The organism is Collinsella stercoris DSM 13279, from assembly GCF_020735465.1.
In the GTDB taxonomy this organism is placed as follows: Bacteria; Actinomycetota; Coriobacteriia; order Coriobacteriales; family Coriobacteriaceae; genus Collinsella; species Collinsella stercoris.
In genome coordinates this window covers 1,405,722-1,421,991 of sequence record NZ_CP085935.1, presented here as the reverse complement: position 1 = coordinate 1,421,991, position 16,270 = coordinate 1,405,722, and the positions used below count along the sequence as shown (strand labels likewise).

The 16,270-nt window shown below is 62.1% G+C and carries 17 protein-coding genes; 7 read left to right on the top strand and 10 right to left on the bottom strand.

The window, feature by feature from the left end:
- Positions 1 to 8 precede the first annotated feature (8 nt).
- Entirely contained in the window at positions 9 to 1,217 is a 1,209-nt protein-coding gene (dcm, locus tag LK434_RS06100) for a DNA (cytosine-5-)-methyltransferase (RefSeq protein ID WP_006720076.1), read from the top strand.
- Here the strand turns inward: dcm and LK434_RS06095 are convergent.
- On the bottom strand, positions 1,199 to 2,845 hold the full coding sequence (locus LK434_RS06095) for an Alw26I/Eco31I/Esp3I family type II restriction endonuclease (protein WP_050754941.1): 1,647 nt from the start codon (positions 2,843 to 2,845) through the stop codon (positions 1,199 to 1,201). The genes dcm and LK434_RS06095 overlap by 19 nt on opposite strands.
- Positions 2,846 to 3,498: 653 nt before the next feature.
- Here LK434_RS06095 and LK434_RS06090 point away from each other — a divergent pair.
- Complete coding sequence (locus LK434_RS06090) at positions 3,499 to 3,909, top strand: hypothetical protein (RefSeq protein WP_006720079.1); 411 nt, start codon at positions 3,499 to 3,501, stop codon at positions 3,907 to 3,909.
- Between the two features lie 92 nt (positions 3,910 to 4,001).
- On the opposite strand, the gene istB is transcribed toward LK434_RS06090, so the two are convergent.
- From istB to LK434_RS06055, 7 genes are all read right to left on the bottom strand, one after another.
- The gene (gene istB, locus LK434_RS06085; RefSeq protein ID WP_227917665.1) at positions 4,002 to 4,772 is read right to left on the bottom strand and encodes an IS21-like element helper ATPase IstB; all 771 of its coding nucleotides are present in this window, start codon (positions 4,770 to 4,772) and stop codon (positions 4,002 to 4,004) included.
- Positions 4,756 to 6,228 (bottom strand): IS21 family transposase, encoded by a 1,473-nt coding sequence (istA, locus tag LK434_RS06080; RefSeq protein ID WP_227917664.1) that lies wholly within the window; start codon positions 6,226 to 6,228, stop codon positions 4,756 to 4,758. Before istA ends, istB begins: the two co-directional genes overlap by 17 nt.
- A gap of 169 nt (positions 6,229 to 6,397) precedes the next feature.
- Entirely contained in the window at positions 6,398 to 7,240 is an 843-nt protein-coding gene (locus LK434_RS06075; protein WP_227917663.1) for a hypothetical protein, read from the bottom strand.
- Between the two features lie 517 nt (positions 7,241 to 7,757).
- Positions 7,758 to 8,891, bottom strand: coding sequence for an Abi family protein (locus LK434_RS06070; RefSeq protein WP_006720082.1), 1,134 nt, complete (start codon positions 8,889 to 8,891; stop codon positions 7,758 to 7,760).
- Positions 8,892 to 9,144: 253 nt separating this feature from the next.
- Positions 9,145 to 9,513, bottom strand: coding sequence for a plasmid mobilization protein (locus LK434_RS06065; protein WP_006720083.1), 369 nt, complete (start codon positions 9,511 to 9,513; stop codon positions 9,145 to 9,147).
- Position 9,514: 1 nt separating this feature from the next.
- A complete protein-coding gene (locus LK434_RS06060) occupies positions 9,515 to 10,588 on the bottom strand; it encodes a site-specific integrase (RefSeq protein WP_006720084.1) in 1,074 nt (357 codons plus the stop codon).
- Positions 10,569 to 10,772, bottom strand: coding sequence for a hypothetical protein (locus LK434_RS06055; protein ID WP_006720085.1), 204 nt, complete (start codon positions 10,770 to 10,772; stop codon positions 10,569 to 10,571). Before LK434_RS06055 ends, LK434_RS06060 begins: the two co-directional genes overlap by 20 nt.
- Positions 10,773 to 10,891: 119 nt before the next feature.
- Between LK434_RS06055 and LK434_RS06050 the strand changes: the two genes are divergently transcribed.
- The 5 genes from LK434_RS06050 to LK434_RS06030 all read left to right on the top strand — a co-directional run bounded on the left by LK434_RS06050 (position 10,892) and on the right by LK434_RS06030 (position 14,079).
- On the top strand, positions 10,892 to 11,350 hold the full coding sequence (locus tag LK434_RS06050; protein WP_006720086.1) for a helix-turn-helix domain-containing protein: 459 nt from the start codon (positions 10,892 to 10,894) through the stop codon (positions 11,348 to 11,350).
- Between the two features lie 22 nt (positions 11,351 to 11,372).
- On the top strand, positions 11,373 to 12,215 hold the full coding sequence (locus LK434_RS06045) for a macro domain-containing protein (protein WP_040360667.1): 843 nt from the start codon (positions 11,373 to 11,375) through the stop codon (positions 12,213 to 12,215).
- A complete protein-coding gene (locus LK434_RS06040) occupies positions 12,205 to 12,711 on the top strand; it encodes a TIR domain-containing protein (RefSeq protein WP_006720088.1) in 507 nt (168 codons plus the stop codon). Before LK434_RS06045 ends, LK434_RS06040 begins: the two co-directional genes overlap by 11 nt.
- A gap of 437 nt (positions 12,712 to 13,148) precedes the next feature.
- A complete protein-coding gene (locus tag LK434_RS06035; protein WP_006720090.1) occupies positions 13,149 to 13,775 on the top strand; it encodes a GyrI-like domain-containing protein in 627 nt (208 codons plus the stop codon).
- Between the two features lie 52 nt (positions 13,776 to 13,827).
- Positions 13,828 to 14,079 (top strand): histidine kinase dimerization/phospho-acceptor domain-containing protein, encoded by a 252-nt coding sequence (locus LK434_RS06030; protein WP_147351882.1) that lies wholly within the window; start codon positions 13,828 to 13,830, stop codon positions 14,077 to 14,079.
- An 87-nt stretch (positions 14,080 to 14,166) separates the two neighbouring features.
- Here LK434_RS06030 and LK434_RS06025 read toward each other — a convergent pair whose 3' ends face one another.
- Together LK434_RS06025 and LK434_RS06020 are read right to left on the bottom strand one after the other, a co-directional pair.
- Entirely contained in the window at positions 14,167 to 15,594 is a 1,428-nt protein-coding gene (locus LK434_RS06025; RefSeq protein ID WP_227917662.1) for a sensor histidine kinase, read from the bottom strand.
- Positions 15,582 to 16,244: a response regulator transcription factor gene (locus tag LK434_RS06020; protein ID WP_227917661.1), complete on the bottom strand. Its 663-nt coding sequence runs from the start codon at positions 16,242 to 16,244 to the stop codon at positions 15,582 to 15,584. Before LK434_RS06020 ends, LK434_RS06025 begins: the two co-directional genes overlap by 13 nt.
- Between the last annotated feature and the right edge of the window lie 26 nt (positions 16,245 to 16,270).

The window sequence follows — 16,270 nt, the reverse complement described above, 5'->3', positions numbered from 1 at the left end:
GAAGCAAAGTGCTTGATAATCACATCGCCCCTTCGCTCAGCGAGCTCGATATGATGGGCATTTCTTATGTGCCAGAGGGTGGCAACTGGAAGAACATTCCCGAAAGCGTTCCCTCGAAGCGTCTCGACCAAATTAGAAGATCGTATGCCGAGGGGAAGGGCAGCAGGTCAACCTACTATGGTAGGCTGACACGGGATATGCCCGCATATACGATCAGCACGAACTTCAACCGCCCTGGCTGCGGCTGCAACACACATTACACGCAGGACCGCACACTTACATATCGCGAGGCGGCAAGAATCCAGTCGTTTCCGGACGACTTCGTTTTCCTCGGGTCAAAGGCGTCGGTTGCCAAGCAGATAGGCAACGCTGTACCTCCGCTTTTGGCATATCAGGTTGCAAAAGCTCTTCCGATTAAGGGAGCGTTCATAGACCTGTTCGCAGGTGCAGGCGGTCTTGCGCTTGGCTTTGTCTGGGCTGGGTGGCAACCGGTCGTTTCCAATGACATCGTTCCCGATTTCCTTAAGACGCATGCTGCAAATATTGACGGTGCAACAATTTGCGGTGACATCTCTGACCCCGAGATTCTTAATTCAATTTGCGATGCAGCGGCGAAGTTTAGGAAGGATAATCCTGACTCCCCGCTCTTTGTCCTCGGCGGTCCACCTTGTCAGGGGTTTTCGACGGCCAACTATCGCTCAATCCAAGATGCACGCAACTGGCTTTTCAAGGAGTACACGAAAGTGCTTGCGAAAGTCAAACCAGACGGATTCATATTCGAGAACGTCGCAGGCATATTGAACTTCGAGAAGGGCACGTTCTTTCCTCGCATCCTCTCCGAGCTTGGAGAGCACGTTGAGGCCTTCAAAGTCAACAAGGTCAACTGCGCCAACTATGGAGTCCCGCAGCGTAGGGAAAGGGTTATCGTCCTAGGCGCTGCACAACATGTAGTCGATTCGTTTGAGCTCGCGCCTATCACGCGTATCGAAGTCAGAACTAAGAGCATCTCGCGAATCACCAATGCCGGTGTTGACGAGAGCTATCCATTGGTGCCGTCCGTTATGGATGCGATAGGCGATTTGCCGGAAGTTGCAGCAGGTGAGGACGCAAGCGCCGAGGAATACGCTTGCGCCCCATCCTGCGAATATCAAAAACTCATGAGAGGGTTAACGGATCCCGCATCGTACGTTGAGCGCTATCAGAACATGTCGTCGTAGTCGGTGCGCGTGTAGCGAGGGTCATCCCACATAGACGCTAGATGCTTGCCAACACCGTCCATGTAAGCGTCGATTGCATGCTTCGCCGCTTGATATTGCCTATCGCCCTCGAATACGTCCGAGCATGGCAAGCCATCAGCGATGTTCTTGAGTGTTTCGGCGTCTGAGAAATCCTCCGATAGCTCTTCGGCTAGCGCTTCATTCAGGTCCTGGTAATAATAGGGCGACTCGAACGCAGAGGCCGTACGCTCGATTTCTGCGTATAGGGCATTAGCTCCAGCAAACTCAACCAGAAGCCCGTTACGGTTTTCCTTTTGCGCATAGGTATTCAGAGCCTGGAAGGCGACGCGGATTCTCCGGGCCTTTTTGATTCGCGAGTACTCGAGCGTCGATGGCCTTACGCTGAAGTTAACGTAGACAGTGCTCTTGTCGTCCATCCACCAATCTGAAATGTCGTATTCGTAATTCGCGTATAACAGATTTAAGAATGTCGTGAGAAAGACAAGGTGGCCATCCAACATCAACCTTTCGAGGAGCATCATGGCATTGTGCCGGTTGTCGCGTAGAACACGTGAGAGCTTCACAGCGTCATCGGGCATTTCCACAAGGTTCTTCAGTCGGTTCCAGACGGGTGCGCAATACCAGGATGCGATGTCTTCTCCATCTTGCTCTGCGGCTATAAGCTTCTGCACGTCTGAATAATACATCCTGTTGTTCTTTGCGCTGTTGCAAGGTGTACACAGCGGTTGAAACACTGGCCTATGAGAAAAGCCGAGTGAGATAGGTCCGATGTGATCGGCTGCACAAGGCAATGGATGATACGTTTGCCCGTCATCATTCATGCAGGGAATTTGCTGCACTTCTGTATCGCTGCGGAAAAGTCCCATGGCCATATTTGCTTCGACCCAATTGCCGTCGACCCAATACTCAAAAGCCCTGCGGTCAGTTGAGTATGAAGCGAGGTTGCTCTTCGAACGACCCTTGTCAGCAGTAGACCTGCAGCATCTGTTGTATGTGTGAAAGCCGTCTAGCCTGTCTGGAGCATTCGACATCGCTCCAGGGCTTAGCAAGCTGGGTTCGGAAGGGATATAGAAGTCGTTCAGCCACTCAATGAAGTCCTCAGTGCTATCAAAGAAAGGTATATCTGGCACCGCCTTGCATTTCAAGCAACGCCCCAAATCGTTGAGGCGTTCTTCGCCGTAGAGACTCTCAAACTCAACGACAAGATCGAGGATGTTAGTGCAGTAATCAACTTCAAGCTCATCCGTAACATATGGCAGTTTCATAATCCTCTTGATTAGGATGGAGCTAAGATAACAATACCTGATATCCATTATCCTGCCGCAGCATTTGCAGGGCTTTTGCTTGGTGGGGTGAATCAGCTTCGCAACTTTGCTAATCCATTTATCCTCGCTTGTAGATATTCCTACCTCCTCTGCCTTCTTCTTCCACCAGACAAGTCGCTTATCATGCGTGAATTGAAACTGCCCAGCGCCCCTGTTTGAAGGAGCCTCCCACTGAATGCCTCCATCGGCTTTATAGAGGTCAGGCATTCCAGCGTATGCAGGGTCGGTAACAATCTCTTCCTCATACCTCTCGAACACTTCATTAGGCGGTAATTTTGGCATAGCAACTCCATCTCATCACGCGAGCGCATTTAAATTTCACGGTGGTAATGGTGCCGCTAAATGGTCGTTTTCGCAACCGCATATGCCACTGGCTGAGTTCAATTAACAAATGAAGGTGTTCTTGGGTAGTACGTTAGCCGAATGCCACATGACCGTGTGCTAATTGCAACTTGAATGCGAAGGAGCTGCTTTGTCATTGAATTTACCTGCCGCCGGGCCGTGCGCACAAGCCACGCAAGCGCAGGCTCATCGGGGGTTGGCCCGCGCCATGGGCAGGGGTGCCGTGGGGCGCGGGTCGGGCCTGCCATGCGGGTAGCGGGCGGCATGCAAGTCTCCCGGGGACGGCCGGGAGCATGGCCGTCGTCTGTGTCTTCGCGCTTCCGCTCCACAGCCCCGCTTCGCGGGTCTGTTCCGCGGGCGGCGCTCAGCCACGGCCGCCGTCCACGCTCCCGGCCTGCGCTGGCACACAGGGGGCCATGGGCGTGGGCGGCTGAGCTGTGTTTGATGGCCTCGAAGTTGCGGGTTTGAGCGTCGGAAAGTTTCGGGCCTGAGCACGAAATTCTTTCGGCTTTGAGCATGGGCACGCCGACCACCCGCAATCGGCCCAACAATGTCGTTGCCTCGGTTTGCGACGCGAGGAGGGCCAGAGGGGAATGATCGGCGTGGACAAGATAGAGGATATACGCAAGAGGGCAAGGGGCGGCGAGCCGATCGCCTCGATTGCGAGGGCGGTCGGCGCGTCGGAGCCGACGGTCAGGAAGCGCGCCAGGATGGAGGACCTGTCGCCCGAGCCCCCGAGGCGCCGCGAGCACGAGAGCGAGGTCCTCGCGCCATACGAGGAGACGATCGACTCCTGGCTCGACGACGACTGCAGGAACTGGCGCAAGCAGCGCCACACGGCGACGAGGGTCTACGTGAGGCTTCGCGACGAGGAGGGCTACACGGGCGGCTACTCCACCGTGCAGCGCTACGTCAAGCGCCGCCGCGAGGAGATGGCCCGCGAGCGCGGCCGCAGGGACGCCGAGGGATTCCCGACGCTGGTGTGTTTTGTCAAGCAGAAGTGAACGGTAATATCACCAGGAATTGAACGCTGCAGGCACGGGAACCGGACATCCGGTGTTCAATTCCTGTGCCTGAATGCGCCGCATGGAGACTGCTAGGCCAGCTGCCCTCCAGGCGTGCTATCTCCCGATATGAGGGCATGCCTCATGCGCCGGGACTCGCCGCTGAACTTCAGAAGCCTCCCGTGATGGCAGATGCGGTCTATCACGGCAGCAGCCATCTGGCCGTCCCCGAAGACGGCGCCCCAGCGCGCGAACTCGAGGTTCGTGGTGATCACGAGGGACTGCCGCTCGTGGCTCTCGGATATGACCTGGAAGAGCAGCCTCGCCCCGTCGGTGTCGAGGGGGAGGAAGCCGAGCTCGTCTATCCCCAGGATGTCGGCCTTCGCGAGCTGGGCGAGCTCGCGGTCGAGCGATCCCGCATCGCGTGCGCGCCTCAGGCGCATGACCAGCGACGATGCGGTGAAGAACCTTGCAGGGCGCATCTGCTGGCAGCACAGCGAGCAGATCGCCTCGAGCATGTGGGTCTTGCCGGCGCCGACATCGCCCATGAGCACGAGGCCCTCGCGCCTCTCGAGGAACGAGAGCGAGGGCAGGTCCGCCCGGCCGAAGCCTTCCGGCCAGGAGGCGGATGTCCAGTCGTGGCCGTCGGACGTCTTCGCCTGCGGAAGCGCGCACCTCCTGAGCAGGGATGCCCTCCTCGAGGCATCCCTGCTTGCGCATTCTGCCTCGAGGTATTCGGCAAGGTATTCTACCTGCCTCGGCGTGCCGCGCACGCCCCAGTCGGCGAGGAGCGACTTCGTGAGCGAGCATCTCGCGCCGGCGGCGGCGACGCGCTCGGCAAGGGCCTCAGCGCCGCTTCCCATCGGAGCCCCCCTTCCCCGCGAGGCGGTCGTATGCGGCAAGGTCGACCCCCGCGCCTTCCGCGCCGCCCGAGGCGATCCTCCTCGCAAGCGCGTCGCACGAGGCATCGTCCGGGACCCTGCCCTCTGCGAAGAGGCGCTCCGCGGCCTGGCACGCGGCATCGAAGCCGGACGCGTCCGATGCCCTCCCCATGGCCCTGGGCGCACGCCTGAGGTCATCCTTCTCCAGCCGGTCCATATGGGAGAGGAGCGCTTCCGGCATGTCCCTGCGTATGACCGACTCGCCGAACGCCCCCGGCCTCGCCACCGGCGCAGGCACGAGCGACGCGGGATTCCTCACGAGCTCTCCCTGCCTCCACGACCTCGGAAGGGATGCCGCATGCCTTCCGTGCATGTCCATGATCTCGACCGTGCGCGCTCCGGCGCCAGCAAGGAGGTCGCGGCTGCGCCAGGCGGGGCCTGCGCAGCAGGAGACGCCGCCCAGCTGTATGTAGCCCCTCTTGTCCGAGCGGACATGCACCCATCTCACGGAGTCGAAGCGCACGCCCGGAAGGGCCATCATCGCCGCGAGGTCCTCGGCGAAGGCCTTGGGCGCAGGTCCGTGCAGCCTGCTCTCCGCCGCGGCGTTGATCCTCCTGCAGCCGGAGAGCAGCATCGAGTTCAGCGCGTCGAGGCTCGGCACGGAGGGCACGGGGACGAGGAGGTTGCGGCGCAGGAACCCCACGGCATTCTCCGCCGATCCCTTCTCGTTTCCGGAATCGGGGTTGCAGAACCTGGCCTCGAAGCGGTAATGGGCCCTGAGCTGGGAGAAGAGCTTGGACTCCGTCACCCTGCCGAAGAGCATCCGCCCCGCCTCGGTGGCGTTGTCGAGCACGACGAGGCGCGGCGCGCGCCCCGCCATCTCGAATATCTCGGCGAGCCCCTCGCAGAAGCACTCTGCCTTCTCGCACGTCATCGCGATGCAGAAGCGGGCGTTCGAATGCGGGAACGTCGCGACGAGGAGCTTCAGCTCGAGCCTCTCGCCTGCGACGGTGGCGGTGAAGGCGCCATAGTCGGCCTGCATGGCGCCCGGCGCCCAGTCGAGCTCGAGGAAGCCGTCGCGTGGGGACTGCTCCCGCGCGAGCTTCCATTCCCTCACAAAGCGGCACACCGTCGGATAGGATCCCGCGTAGCCCTGCTCGGCGACGAGCCTGTCGAAGATCTTCTGCGCGCTGTGGCGCTGCTTCCTGGGGACGGAGCGGTCGTCCACGAGCATGCCGACGATAAAACCGGCGTACCTGTCGATTGCAGGCCTCTTCCTCCCTTCCGCCACGGGCGGCTGCGGGGAGAGGTCCTCCATCCTCGAATACTTGTACACGCTGTTGCGGCACACGCCGAGGGCCCCCGCCATCTCGGTCGGCCCGGCTCCGTCGGCATCCATCCGTCTGATACATTGTTGTACGTCAGGGGACACGGTCATCTTTCCTTTCCTCCTTCTGGCGGGACGTTCGTCGCCGTCTTGCCCGCCAGAAAGGAATTGTGGGGCATGGCCGTGCCCTCCGGCTCATGTGCGGAGAGACGCCATGTCCCGTGAACGGGATGTGCAGAAACAGATCATCGGGATGTTCAAGTCCTGGTGATATTTCTGGTCACTTCTTATTGAAAGAAAACACCGGGCCCTCGCCCCTGGCCAGGGCCCCCTTCGCGTACTCATAGCTGCTCTTGGCCATGCCTACGGCGGCCAGCAGCTCCCGGAGGCTCCACCTCCCCCTCAGCGCCTCCGCCATCGACGCCTTCTCCCTGTTCGTCAGCCGGTTCGGGTCGGTGCCCGGGTCTTTTTTTACGATCTCGAGGGTCGCCTCGCGCACGTCCAGCTCGAGCTGCACCTGCCTGAGGCGCGCCTTCGCCTCTCTCGGCATGTCCTGCAGCCGCCCGATGTCGTCGGGAAGCTCGTCGATCTCCTTGGCCACGGGAAGCCCTTTCTCCTGGTGTCTCCCTCCATTATGGCCCATGATCTCCCTGCGCCATGCGCAAGGCGCGGTCCGCGACACGCCGTTCCGCTCGGCGACCTCCGCCGCCGTGCCCGTCCTGGCCTCGAGCTCCGCGACCACCTGCACCTTCCCCTCCAGGGGCACGGGGCCCCGATCCGGGCCCGGGCCCCTGCGCTTCCTCTGGCCCGGCGCATATTCGTCGATCCACTCGCCGAGCAGCTGGCGGCTCTTGGGATAGCCGAGCGCCCTCGCCGTCCGTGCCAGGCCCCTGCCATGGCCGAGGTAATAGTCGACCGCGGCGCGCTTCATCGCGTCGGTGTATGTCGGGTCGGAGACGGACTTCCGGACAGGCACCACGCCGGTCCTCTCGTATTCCCTCCACCAGCCCCTGAGCGTCCCCCGGTTGGGATACCCCAGCTCGGCAATTGCGTCAGCATGGCTATGGTCGAACCTGATGAATGTCTCGAGGGCGCTCCTTCTCTGCTCCTCGCTGTATGCCATGCGATGGCCTCCTTGAACTCCTTTGGTCCAAGTTCTCCACCGCAGTCCCCTCGGACCAGTTCTTATTGCACATCAACAGGTTGTTTCGGGGGAGCTTCGCCGGCGTCGCTCTGAGCGGGGGCGGCCGAGCCCGAAAGAAGCCGGAAAAGCATCGCGGCCCTTGCGGGGAAAGCGGGGCCCGTGACAGGCTGCGCGCACGAGGAATAACCGGCATCCGCCGGCCTCGGCTCGTCGTTATTGGGTTGTCTCTGGAGTTCGCCTTATCGGCTCTGCGCCCGGCCGAGAGGGGGAAGTCGGGCTCTACTCTGACCACTCGGACTTACTCTTACCCGAACCAGCCGATTTGCGTGACGGCATGTCATGCGCCTGAGCTGCGGATTTTATGCTGTTGGCAGACGGGTTACTGCTGGGCTGCTCGGACCTACTCGGACTTACTCTTTCCCGCTCGGCCCTGCAGGGCCCTGGAGTCTCGCCGGGCCCTGCAGGCGCCCAATTTCTCGGAAATCAGGACGGCGATTCATAGGGAATCCGAGGACATCGCCTCGGCCCCCGAACGCATGACTTCCCCCAGCACCCTGATTCCCCGGTCCAGTTCGATTTGCTTTTCGAAGTAGTCGGCGCGCTTGAGGAAGCGCTCGCGCAGAGCGTGAAGGCACGCCGCCTTCTCCGACCTCGCGTCCGCATCATTGACGATTCTGTCGAAGTAGAGCACGAGCGCGGTGAAGTCGTGAACGACGGGGAAGCGCCTCGTGAGGGCGACAAGCTCCCGATCGATTCCGAGCTCCTCCTTCGCCGCCGTTGCGATGGCGCCGACGGGTTTCTGAAGGCGCTGCCCGATCGTGTTCAGAACGTTGCCGTTGTGCGCGGCTGCGTTGCGCAGGGCCTTCACGGGGAACAGGAGCTGCTTGACGGACTCGGCCTTCTCGCTACGCGCCTTCCTGAGCTCGTAGAAGTAGAACTTGTAGAGCACGATGATCCCTCCGAAGGAGACGAGCTCCAGGTAGTTCCAGACGTACATGTCCTCGCGTCTGCCGTACTTATTCGCGAGGTCCCGGGTGTAGTTCGAGTCCCCGAGGTAGGAGATGCTGCGCTCGAGGTGCTCAGGGTCTATTCCCAGGGTCTGGTCTTCGGCGATGTGAAGAAGCTCGAGGAGGAGCCTCGCCTGCTCGGCACCGTCCGCTCCGTCCAGGCGGTCGGCGATGGCCCCGATCCTTTCGATGGCCGCGCTCGACCTCCGGGGGTCGAACCGCTCCTCAAGCAACCTCTCCTTCCGCTCCCTCTCATGGGCGAAGAGGAGGTCAAGGACCTCCTTCCCGTCGGCGCCGTCGTCCATCATGGCTCGGTTGAGATGGACCTTCATGTAGTGCTCGATGTCGAGCGTCATCGAGAGGACGACCTCGCGGAGATGGTGGTCGAGCCTTGTGAGCTCAGCGAGATAGGCGAAGTCGAGGTTCACGTAGCGCCCGTAGTTCTCCGACGCTGGGTCCCAGTACCTCGAGAAGCACTTCGCGAAGGCCTTGACCTTGAAGAAGAAGTTCTTGTCGCGGAGGAACGCGATAGCGTCCTCGGGGCCCATTATGTCGAAGCGGACGCCCCGCTCCGCGAGGTGGGCCACCTGGCGCTCTGCCGAGATGAGCGGACGATCCTTCATGGTCGTGCCTCCAAAAAAGAAAAATGCGGCTGAAGGTACAGGTACCCGCAGCCGCTAAAAGCCCGAGGGCTTTTCACACTGCAGGCAGTATACCCCACTTCGCCTGAGAGATAAAGGCTTCGGGGAAACCCACACGCTTGTGGCACTCCGTTGGCCCTACGGAAGCGGGGAGCCGGGAGCATGCTTCCAAAGCGCAGCGGTTCAGGCGGCGTAGGCGATGCCCCGCATCGGAAGAGGGCGGAACGCTCGCCCCTCACCTCCGGGACATGCCGAAGATGAGGGCGTCCTCCCGCTCGACGTCCGAGGGCTCCGCCTCGCCGCGCATGGCGGAGAACTCCCGCGCGAGGAAGTCGATCGTCCAGGCGAGCCCCTCGTCGACCTCGTCGGCGGACCGTATGAGCCTGAGCTCCCGGTACACGCGCGCCATCTCGTCGCGGAGCATCTTGTAGACGCGCACGTCGGGCTTGACGACGACCTCCTCCTCGAGGGCCCGCTTGTAGAGGTAGTCCTGCTTGGTCATGCCCGAGGCGCGGGCCATGAGGTCGATGCGCCTCGCCTGCTCGGGCGTGACGCGGAAGCCGATGGTGACGCTCCTCTCGCGGGCGGAGTTGGGGCAGGGCATGTCAGTTCTCCCTTCTCGCCCCGTCCAGGGCGCGGGCCATGTCGGCCTGGACGCTGGGGAACAGGTGGGCGTAGCGGTAGGTGATGTCGGCTGCCTCGTGGCCCATGCGGTCCGCGATGGCGAGCGCGGTGAAGCCCATGTCGATGAGCAGCGACACGTGGCTGTGCCTGAGGTCGTGGATGCGGATGGGCTCGAGGCCGGCCGCCTTGCTCCCGCGCGCCATCTCGTGGCTGAGGAAGTACTTGGTCACGGGGAAGATCCGCTCGTCGGGGTCGAGGTCGAGCGCGGAGAGGAACGCCTCCATCTCCTCCGCGTAGAAGCGCGGCATGGCGATGACGCGCTTCGACTTCGGGGTCTTCGGGTCGGTGAGGACGTCCTGCCCGTCAATGCGCTGGTAGGACTCCGCGACGGTGAGGGTCCCCCGCTCGAAGTCGAACCTCCGCGGCTCCAGGGCGAGCAGCTCCCCCTCGCGCACGCCGCACCAGTAGAGCGTCTCGAAGGCGTGGAAGGAGAGCGGCTTGTCCATGATCTCGTCCGAGAACCTGAGGTACTGGTCCTTGGTCCAGAACCTCATCTCGTCGGCGGACTTCGAGCCCATGGACTCGGCCCTGCGGCACGGGTTCGACGAGAGGCCGTAGAAGCGCACGGCGTGGTTGAAGAGCGCGCAGAGCTGGTTGTTGACGGTCTTGAGGTAGGTCGCGGAGAACCCGCCCCCGCCCGGCTTCTCGAGGGCCATCAGCTCGTTCTGCCACCTCACGATGTCGACCGGGGCGATCTGGTTCATGCGCTTCTCGCCCAGGTAGGGGAGGATGCGCTTCGTGATGATGGACTCCTTGGTCTTCCAGGTGTTCAGGCGCAGGCGCGGCCCCATGTCCTTCTTGTAGAGCTCGAGGAAGTCGACGAGCTTCATGTCCATGTCGCCCGCCTGCACGGCGTAGAAGTCGCGCTCCCACGCGAGCGCCTCGGGCTTGGTCTTGAAGCCCCGCTTCACCTTGTGGGCGCGCTTGCCGTTGTAGGTCTTGTACCAGGCCTGGACGCACCAGGTGCCGTTCCGCTTATCCCTTGTCACCGACATCGGAATCCCCCTCGCCCTCGAACAGGCGCTTCTCGAAGTACGCGCGGCTGACCCGCCCGGGCACGGTGATGCACCCCCGCTCCTCCATCTCCTTGTTGAGCCGGCGGATGAGCTTGTAGGCGTAGGCGCGCGACATGCCGAGGGCCTCGGCGACCTCGTCCGCGCCGATGGTTCTGCTCTCCATCTCTCTCCAATCTCGCGACAGCACGAAAACGTGCTGTCAGTTCGGATACTAGCAGCACGAAATCGAACGGTCAACATGACAATCCTTCATATCCTGATGCGTTATCCTGAGATAAGCAGGTGCACCAGATATACAAGAGAGACAGGGGAGACATGGCGGACGGCAGCAGGATACGCGAGCTCCGGACGAGGCGCGGCCTCCTGCAGCGCGAGCTCGCCGAGATGGCGGGCGTGACCGAGTCCGCGGTTCGCAACTACGAGCTCGGGCTCAGGACGCCCCGGCCGCAGCACCTGAAGGCGATTGCTCGCGCCCTGGAGGTAGATCCTGCTTCCCTCGTCGACTACGGGGTCGATACTGCCCGGGACGCGCTCGAGGTCCTGTTCCGGCTCGAGGAGGGGTTCGGCGCGACGCCCGAGGCCGACGATGGTGGGGCTCGGGTCGCCGTGGACCCCGCGGCGCCCGGCGCCCAGAAGCTCGACGCGGCGGTCAGAGCGTGGGCGGCGATGCGCGCGAGGCGTGACTCCGGGGAGATCTCCGAGGAGGAGTACCTCGACTGGAAGCGCGGGTTTGGTGAGTGAGTTGGTTGAGATCGGAGGAGACATGGGTCTGCCTCAGGGTGCAAAATTATCTATTCTGAAAAAGGATGCGATTTCCGTCGCTACCGGAATTGTAGCCGTGGTGGAGACAGCGCTTGCGGTTTCTGGTATTTCACTTCATGACATGATTCCCGGTCAAGTATGGTGGGTCTATCTGCTCATTGTGCTTGCTGTTTTCGCTGCACTCGTAGTATCCATCCGCTTTATTCTAGCCTGTCTCTACAGAGAGCATATCGAACTAGAAATAAATGGCAATCGAATCGAGATAGTCGAAGGAGACCTTTTTGCCCAAGATGGGAAAAAGGTTGTTCCGTTCAATGAGTACTTCGATTCCGACGTCGACGACATCGTTATCTCCCATTCCTCGTTGAACGGTAAGTTCATCGATTGCCATGTTGATGATTTGGCTGAATTAAGAAGTGAAATTGAAAGCGAAAAGAGTTCGCCTCTTCCTGTATATGATCGCGACGGTCGCCGTCAATATGACCTTGGGACAATCAAGCGGTTTGGGGAGGACTATCTCTTGCTCGCGTTTTCGCATTTCGATGAGCAAAAACAGGCTCGTTTGACGATGGCCGAATATGAGAGATGTCTCATGAATATGTGGCAAGAGCTTTGCAGGGCGTATGCGGGACGGCCAATATCGCTTCCGCTCCTGGGATCGGGAATTACTCGATTTGATGATGTCCGGCAAAAGAGTGTGAGCGAACTGCTGAAGTGTATGTTGTGCACTTTGAGATCGACGGGCTGTTATTTCTCGCAGCCTATCAGTATCGTTCTCACCAGTGAAGCAATGAGCAAAGTTGATCTGTATGAGATGAAGGGAGTTTCACGGTATGGCCTATAGGACGAAGACGTATATCGCCGGGGATTGGGACGGGGACAAAGATGCAATTGAGCAGCTGTACAAATGGAAGGAGAGCAAGTATCTTTCGCTGGACTTCATCGATGCCCACGACCTTCATCAGGCTCGGGACACGAGCTTGAATTGCAGTATCAAAAAATCACTTAGCCAGAGACTTAATGTCTCGAAACGTTTTGTGCTCGTTGTGGGAGAGAAAACTAAGGATCTCAGGAGTGGCGGCTGCCAACTGTGCTCGAGCTACAACAGATGGACCAGGGCTTGCGCCCGTGGCCACCATGTCGATTATCGCAGCTACGTTGAGTACGAGTGCGAGAAGGCGAAAAGTGACGGGTTGGCTATCGTTGTCCTGTACAACTCGACACGCGTTGATAGGGACAAATGCCCGGACTGTATCAAATGGTCCGGGAAGCACGTGGCGATGCAATATTACAAAAACGGAAAATATTATTGGGATTATCAGGCCGTAAAGGAGCTCTGAGCTGAAGCAAGATCGTGCTGTTATCTTGAGAACGGTTTGACAGTGGGTTATCGATGAGCTTGTAGTCGGGTTTGGCTGTACGGGTTTTGGAGTACCAGTCTTCGCGTGTATGCGATGGCCGTCTGGGCTCTCATCGTGTGCGCAGCGCGTGGTCCTTTCGTCCTAGAAGCCGCCGACCGAAAGATCGGTGTTGAGTTCATTTTGAGTTCAACTCGGGTACCCGAAAACCATCCGATTCCGGTGAGTGGGGAGACGGCGGTGCACCACGTAAACGAGAGACCATGGAAATGCACGATTTGATTACTGAGTGGGAGTAGAACATACGTTCGATTCTATGATATAATGTCTGCCAACGGACGCGGTTTCTTCCGAAGCCGCGTCCGTTGCTCTATTTGAACCGATTCGATGGAAATCCAAGCTCAGGGAGGTTTGTTGCGATGGTATACGATTTCAAGAAGGAGTTCAGGGAGCTCTACAGGCCGTCGAGCAAGCCGGGCGTCGTTACCGTTCCGCCCATGAGCTACGTCGCCGTGCGGGGCAAGGGTAATCCCAATGCCGAAGATGGCGAGTACCAGAGAACGTTGCCGCTGCTCTACGGCGTTGCCTATACCATCAAGATGTCGAAGAAGGGCTCGCGGGAAATCGAAGGCTATTTCGACTTCGTCGTGCCGCCGCTCGAGGGCTTCTGGTGGCAAGACCGCGCCGGTGGCGAGATCGATTACACGAGGAAGGACGACTTCAACTTCATCTCGTGTATCCGCCTGCCCGATTTCGTCACTCGCGAGGACTTCGGCTGGGCCGTTTCGGAAGCTGCCGCCAAGAAGAAGCTGGACTTCTCGGCGGTCGAGCTGCTGAGGCTCGACGAGGGCCTTTGCGTTCAGTGCATGCACACTGGGCCTTACGACGAAGAGCCGACGACCATAGATGCCATGCGTGCATTCGCAGCGGAGGAGGGCTACGCCCCCGACTTCTCCGTATTTCGCCTGTATCACGAGATTTACCTCTCCGACCCGCGCAAGTGCGCGCCGGAGAAGCTTAAGACCGTGATCCGTCATCCCATATAGTTGATTTAGCGAAGCGAGTGACGCCGATCGCTTCGGCTTTTGGGCGCTCGCCGTGGCGTGGGCGGCAGCGGGACGTGCCCTGCGACCGGTGGCGGAGGCCGAGGCGCGGGAGCGCGCGTTCGTTTGCACCGCCTCGCACGACCTCGTCACCCCGCTCATGGCGGTGACCGCGAACTACGACGTGCTTGAAGCGGAGGCATCCGATCAGACCGGCCTTGCGTCCTGGGTCGCCAACATCCGTGCAGCGGCGGACGAGATGGCGACTCGCATCGCTGACATGCTCATGCACATGGGCGGCGACTAGCCAGGGCGATCCCCGCAACGGGCATTATTATCCGGGAAGCGTTTGGTTGCGAGCCACGCCGGTGTGAGGGCCTGAGTCGTCAGGCCCTCACAGGGGGACCACGATGGTGGCCACCGCGCCGCCCGAGGGGTTGTTGGCGAGCGAGACGGAGCCCCCGTGGGCGCTCGCGGCCTCGGAGGCGGCGTGGAGACCGAGCCCGTAGTGGCGGCCTCCGTCGCGCGAGGAGCGGGAGGAGTCGTCTGTGAAGAGGCACTCGCAGCCGCGTTCGAGGGCGGCGGGAGAGAAGCCCGGTCCGTCGTCGGACACCTCGATGACGAGGTGGCCGCCCTCGACGTCGCAGGAGACCGCCACGCGCGAGCGCGCGTGCTCGGCGGCGTTGGCCACGAGGTTAGCGGCGGCTCGCGCCAGGGCGGTTCGGTCGAGCGGGGCCTCGGGCGCGCCCGCGACAGCGGGGCCCGTGGCCGCGTCGAGCGTCACGCCTCGCGCCCGGGCGATCTGGGCTGCCTCGGCGAGGACCTGCTCGCAGAGCTCGGCCGGCCGCATGGGGGCCTTCTCCGCCCCGCCGGACCCGCGCGAGGCCTCGATGAGCAGGCGCACGTAGCCGTCGAGCCTTTCGACACCGCCGGCTATGTCGCGCGCGGCGGCCGCGAGGTCGGCGTCTTTCTCGTCTTCCAGCTCCTCCGCCACGAAATCGGCGTTGGCGCGCAGCACGGTGAGCGGCGTCTTGAGGTCGTGGGCGAGCGACGCCACCTGCTCGCGCTGCCCCCGCTCCGCGGCCCAGCGGGCCTCGAGCGACTCGGCGAGGGAGGCCCGCATGGCGTCCACCGCGGCGAGGACGTCGTTTACCTCGCGTACGTTGGTGCTGCCGACCGCGAAGTCGAGCTCCCCCGCGCCGACGCGCCCCGCCGCCTCCGCGAGCGGCGCCATCTTGCGCGAGATCACGCGGCTCGCGCGGCGCGCCACGAGCGCGAGCGCGAGCGCGCTTCCCGCCGCGGCGCCGACGAGCATGAGGTTCTGCGGGTTGGGAAGCAGGCCGGCAAGGTCGCGCGAGACCCACTGCGGCAGGTACTCGCTGACGAGCGCGCAGGCCCCGCCGCCCTTGAGCGGGAACGCGGCATGGGTGAGGCCCGAGCCCCCGCCCTCGATCTCCACTGTGCCCGGATCCGCGGCGAGTGCCGCACGGGCCATTTCCGCCGCGCCCTCGAGCCGCGTGCCCTCGAGGTCTGTCATCAGCACGTATCCGTTCTTGTTCAGGATGAGGTAGCGGTACGCCGTCGGCACGTCCTGCTGCCCGCAGACGCCGTCGCGTGCCAGGCCCTCCGCGACCTCGCGCGCGTTGGCCGGCCCCCAGCTCGCCTCGTAGACGAGGCCCGCGTTGATCGCCGCGGAGAGCGCCATGAACGAGGCGAGCCACGCCGTGGCGACCGCCGCGAACGCGTAGGCGAAGTAGCGTGCGATGACGAAGGAGAGCGGCATGCCCCCGCGACCTCGCGCCCCGGTCCTCAGAGCTGCCACTTGTACCCCATCCCCCAGACGGTCGCGATCGGGTCGGCGCCGGCCTCGGAGAGTTTCCTCCGGGCGCGGCTGACCTGCATGGATATGGCCGCGTCGTCGGCGTCGCTCTCCCAGCCGAGCACTGCCTCGCGGATCTGCGCGCGGCTCATGACCTGCCCGGGGTGGCGGGCGAGGTACTCGCAGATGGCGTACTCGGTGGGCGTGAGCGGCACGGCCTCGCCGCCCACGGCGAGGCCGTGCGCCCCGAGGTCGATCCGCACCTCCCCGAAGGAGAGGGCGTGCGAGCGCGGCCGGCGCTCACGGCGTAGATGGGCCGCGACCTTGGCGCGCAGCTCCGCGGCCCCGAAGGGCTTGCGGACGTAGTCGTCGGCGCCCAGGCCGTAGCCGGCCACGGCGTCCTCCTCGGCCACGCGCGCGGTCAGGAAGATGATGGGCCCGTCGAAGTCCGGGCGGATCCGCCGCACGAGCTCGAAGCCGTCGAGCCCCGGCATCATGACGTCGCAGAGCACGAGGTCGAAGCGCGAGAGGTCCGTCCCCGGGACCGCCGTCGGGTCCGCTGCCTTGACGACCTCATGGCCGTCGCGGCCGAGGACGCGCGCGAGCGCGTCGAGGATCGCCCGCTCGTCATCCACTGCCAGTATCCTCGCCATATTCGACCTCCTGAAACTCCCGTCGG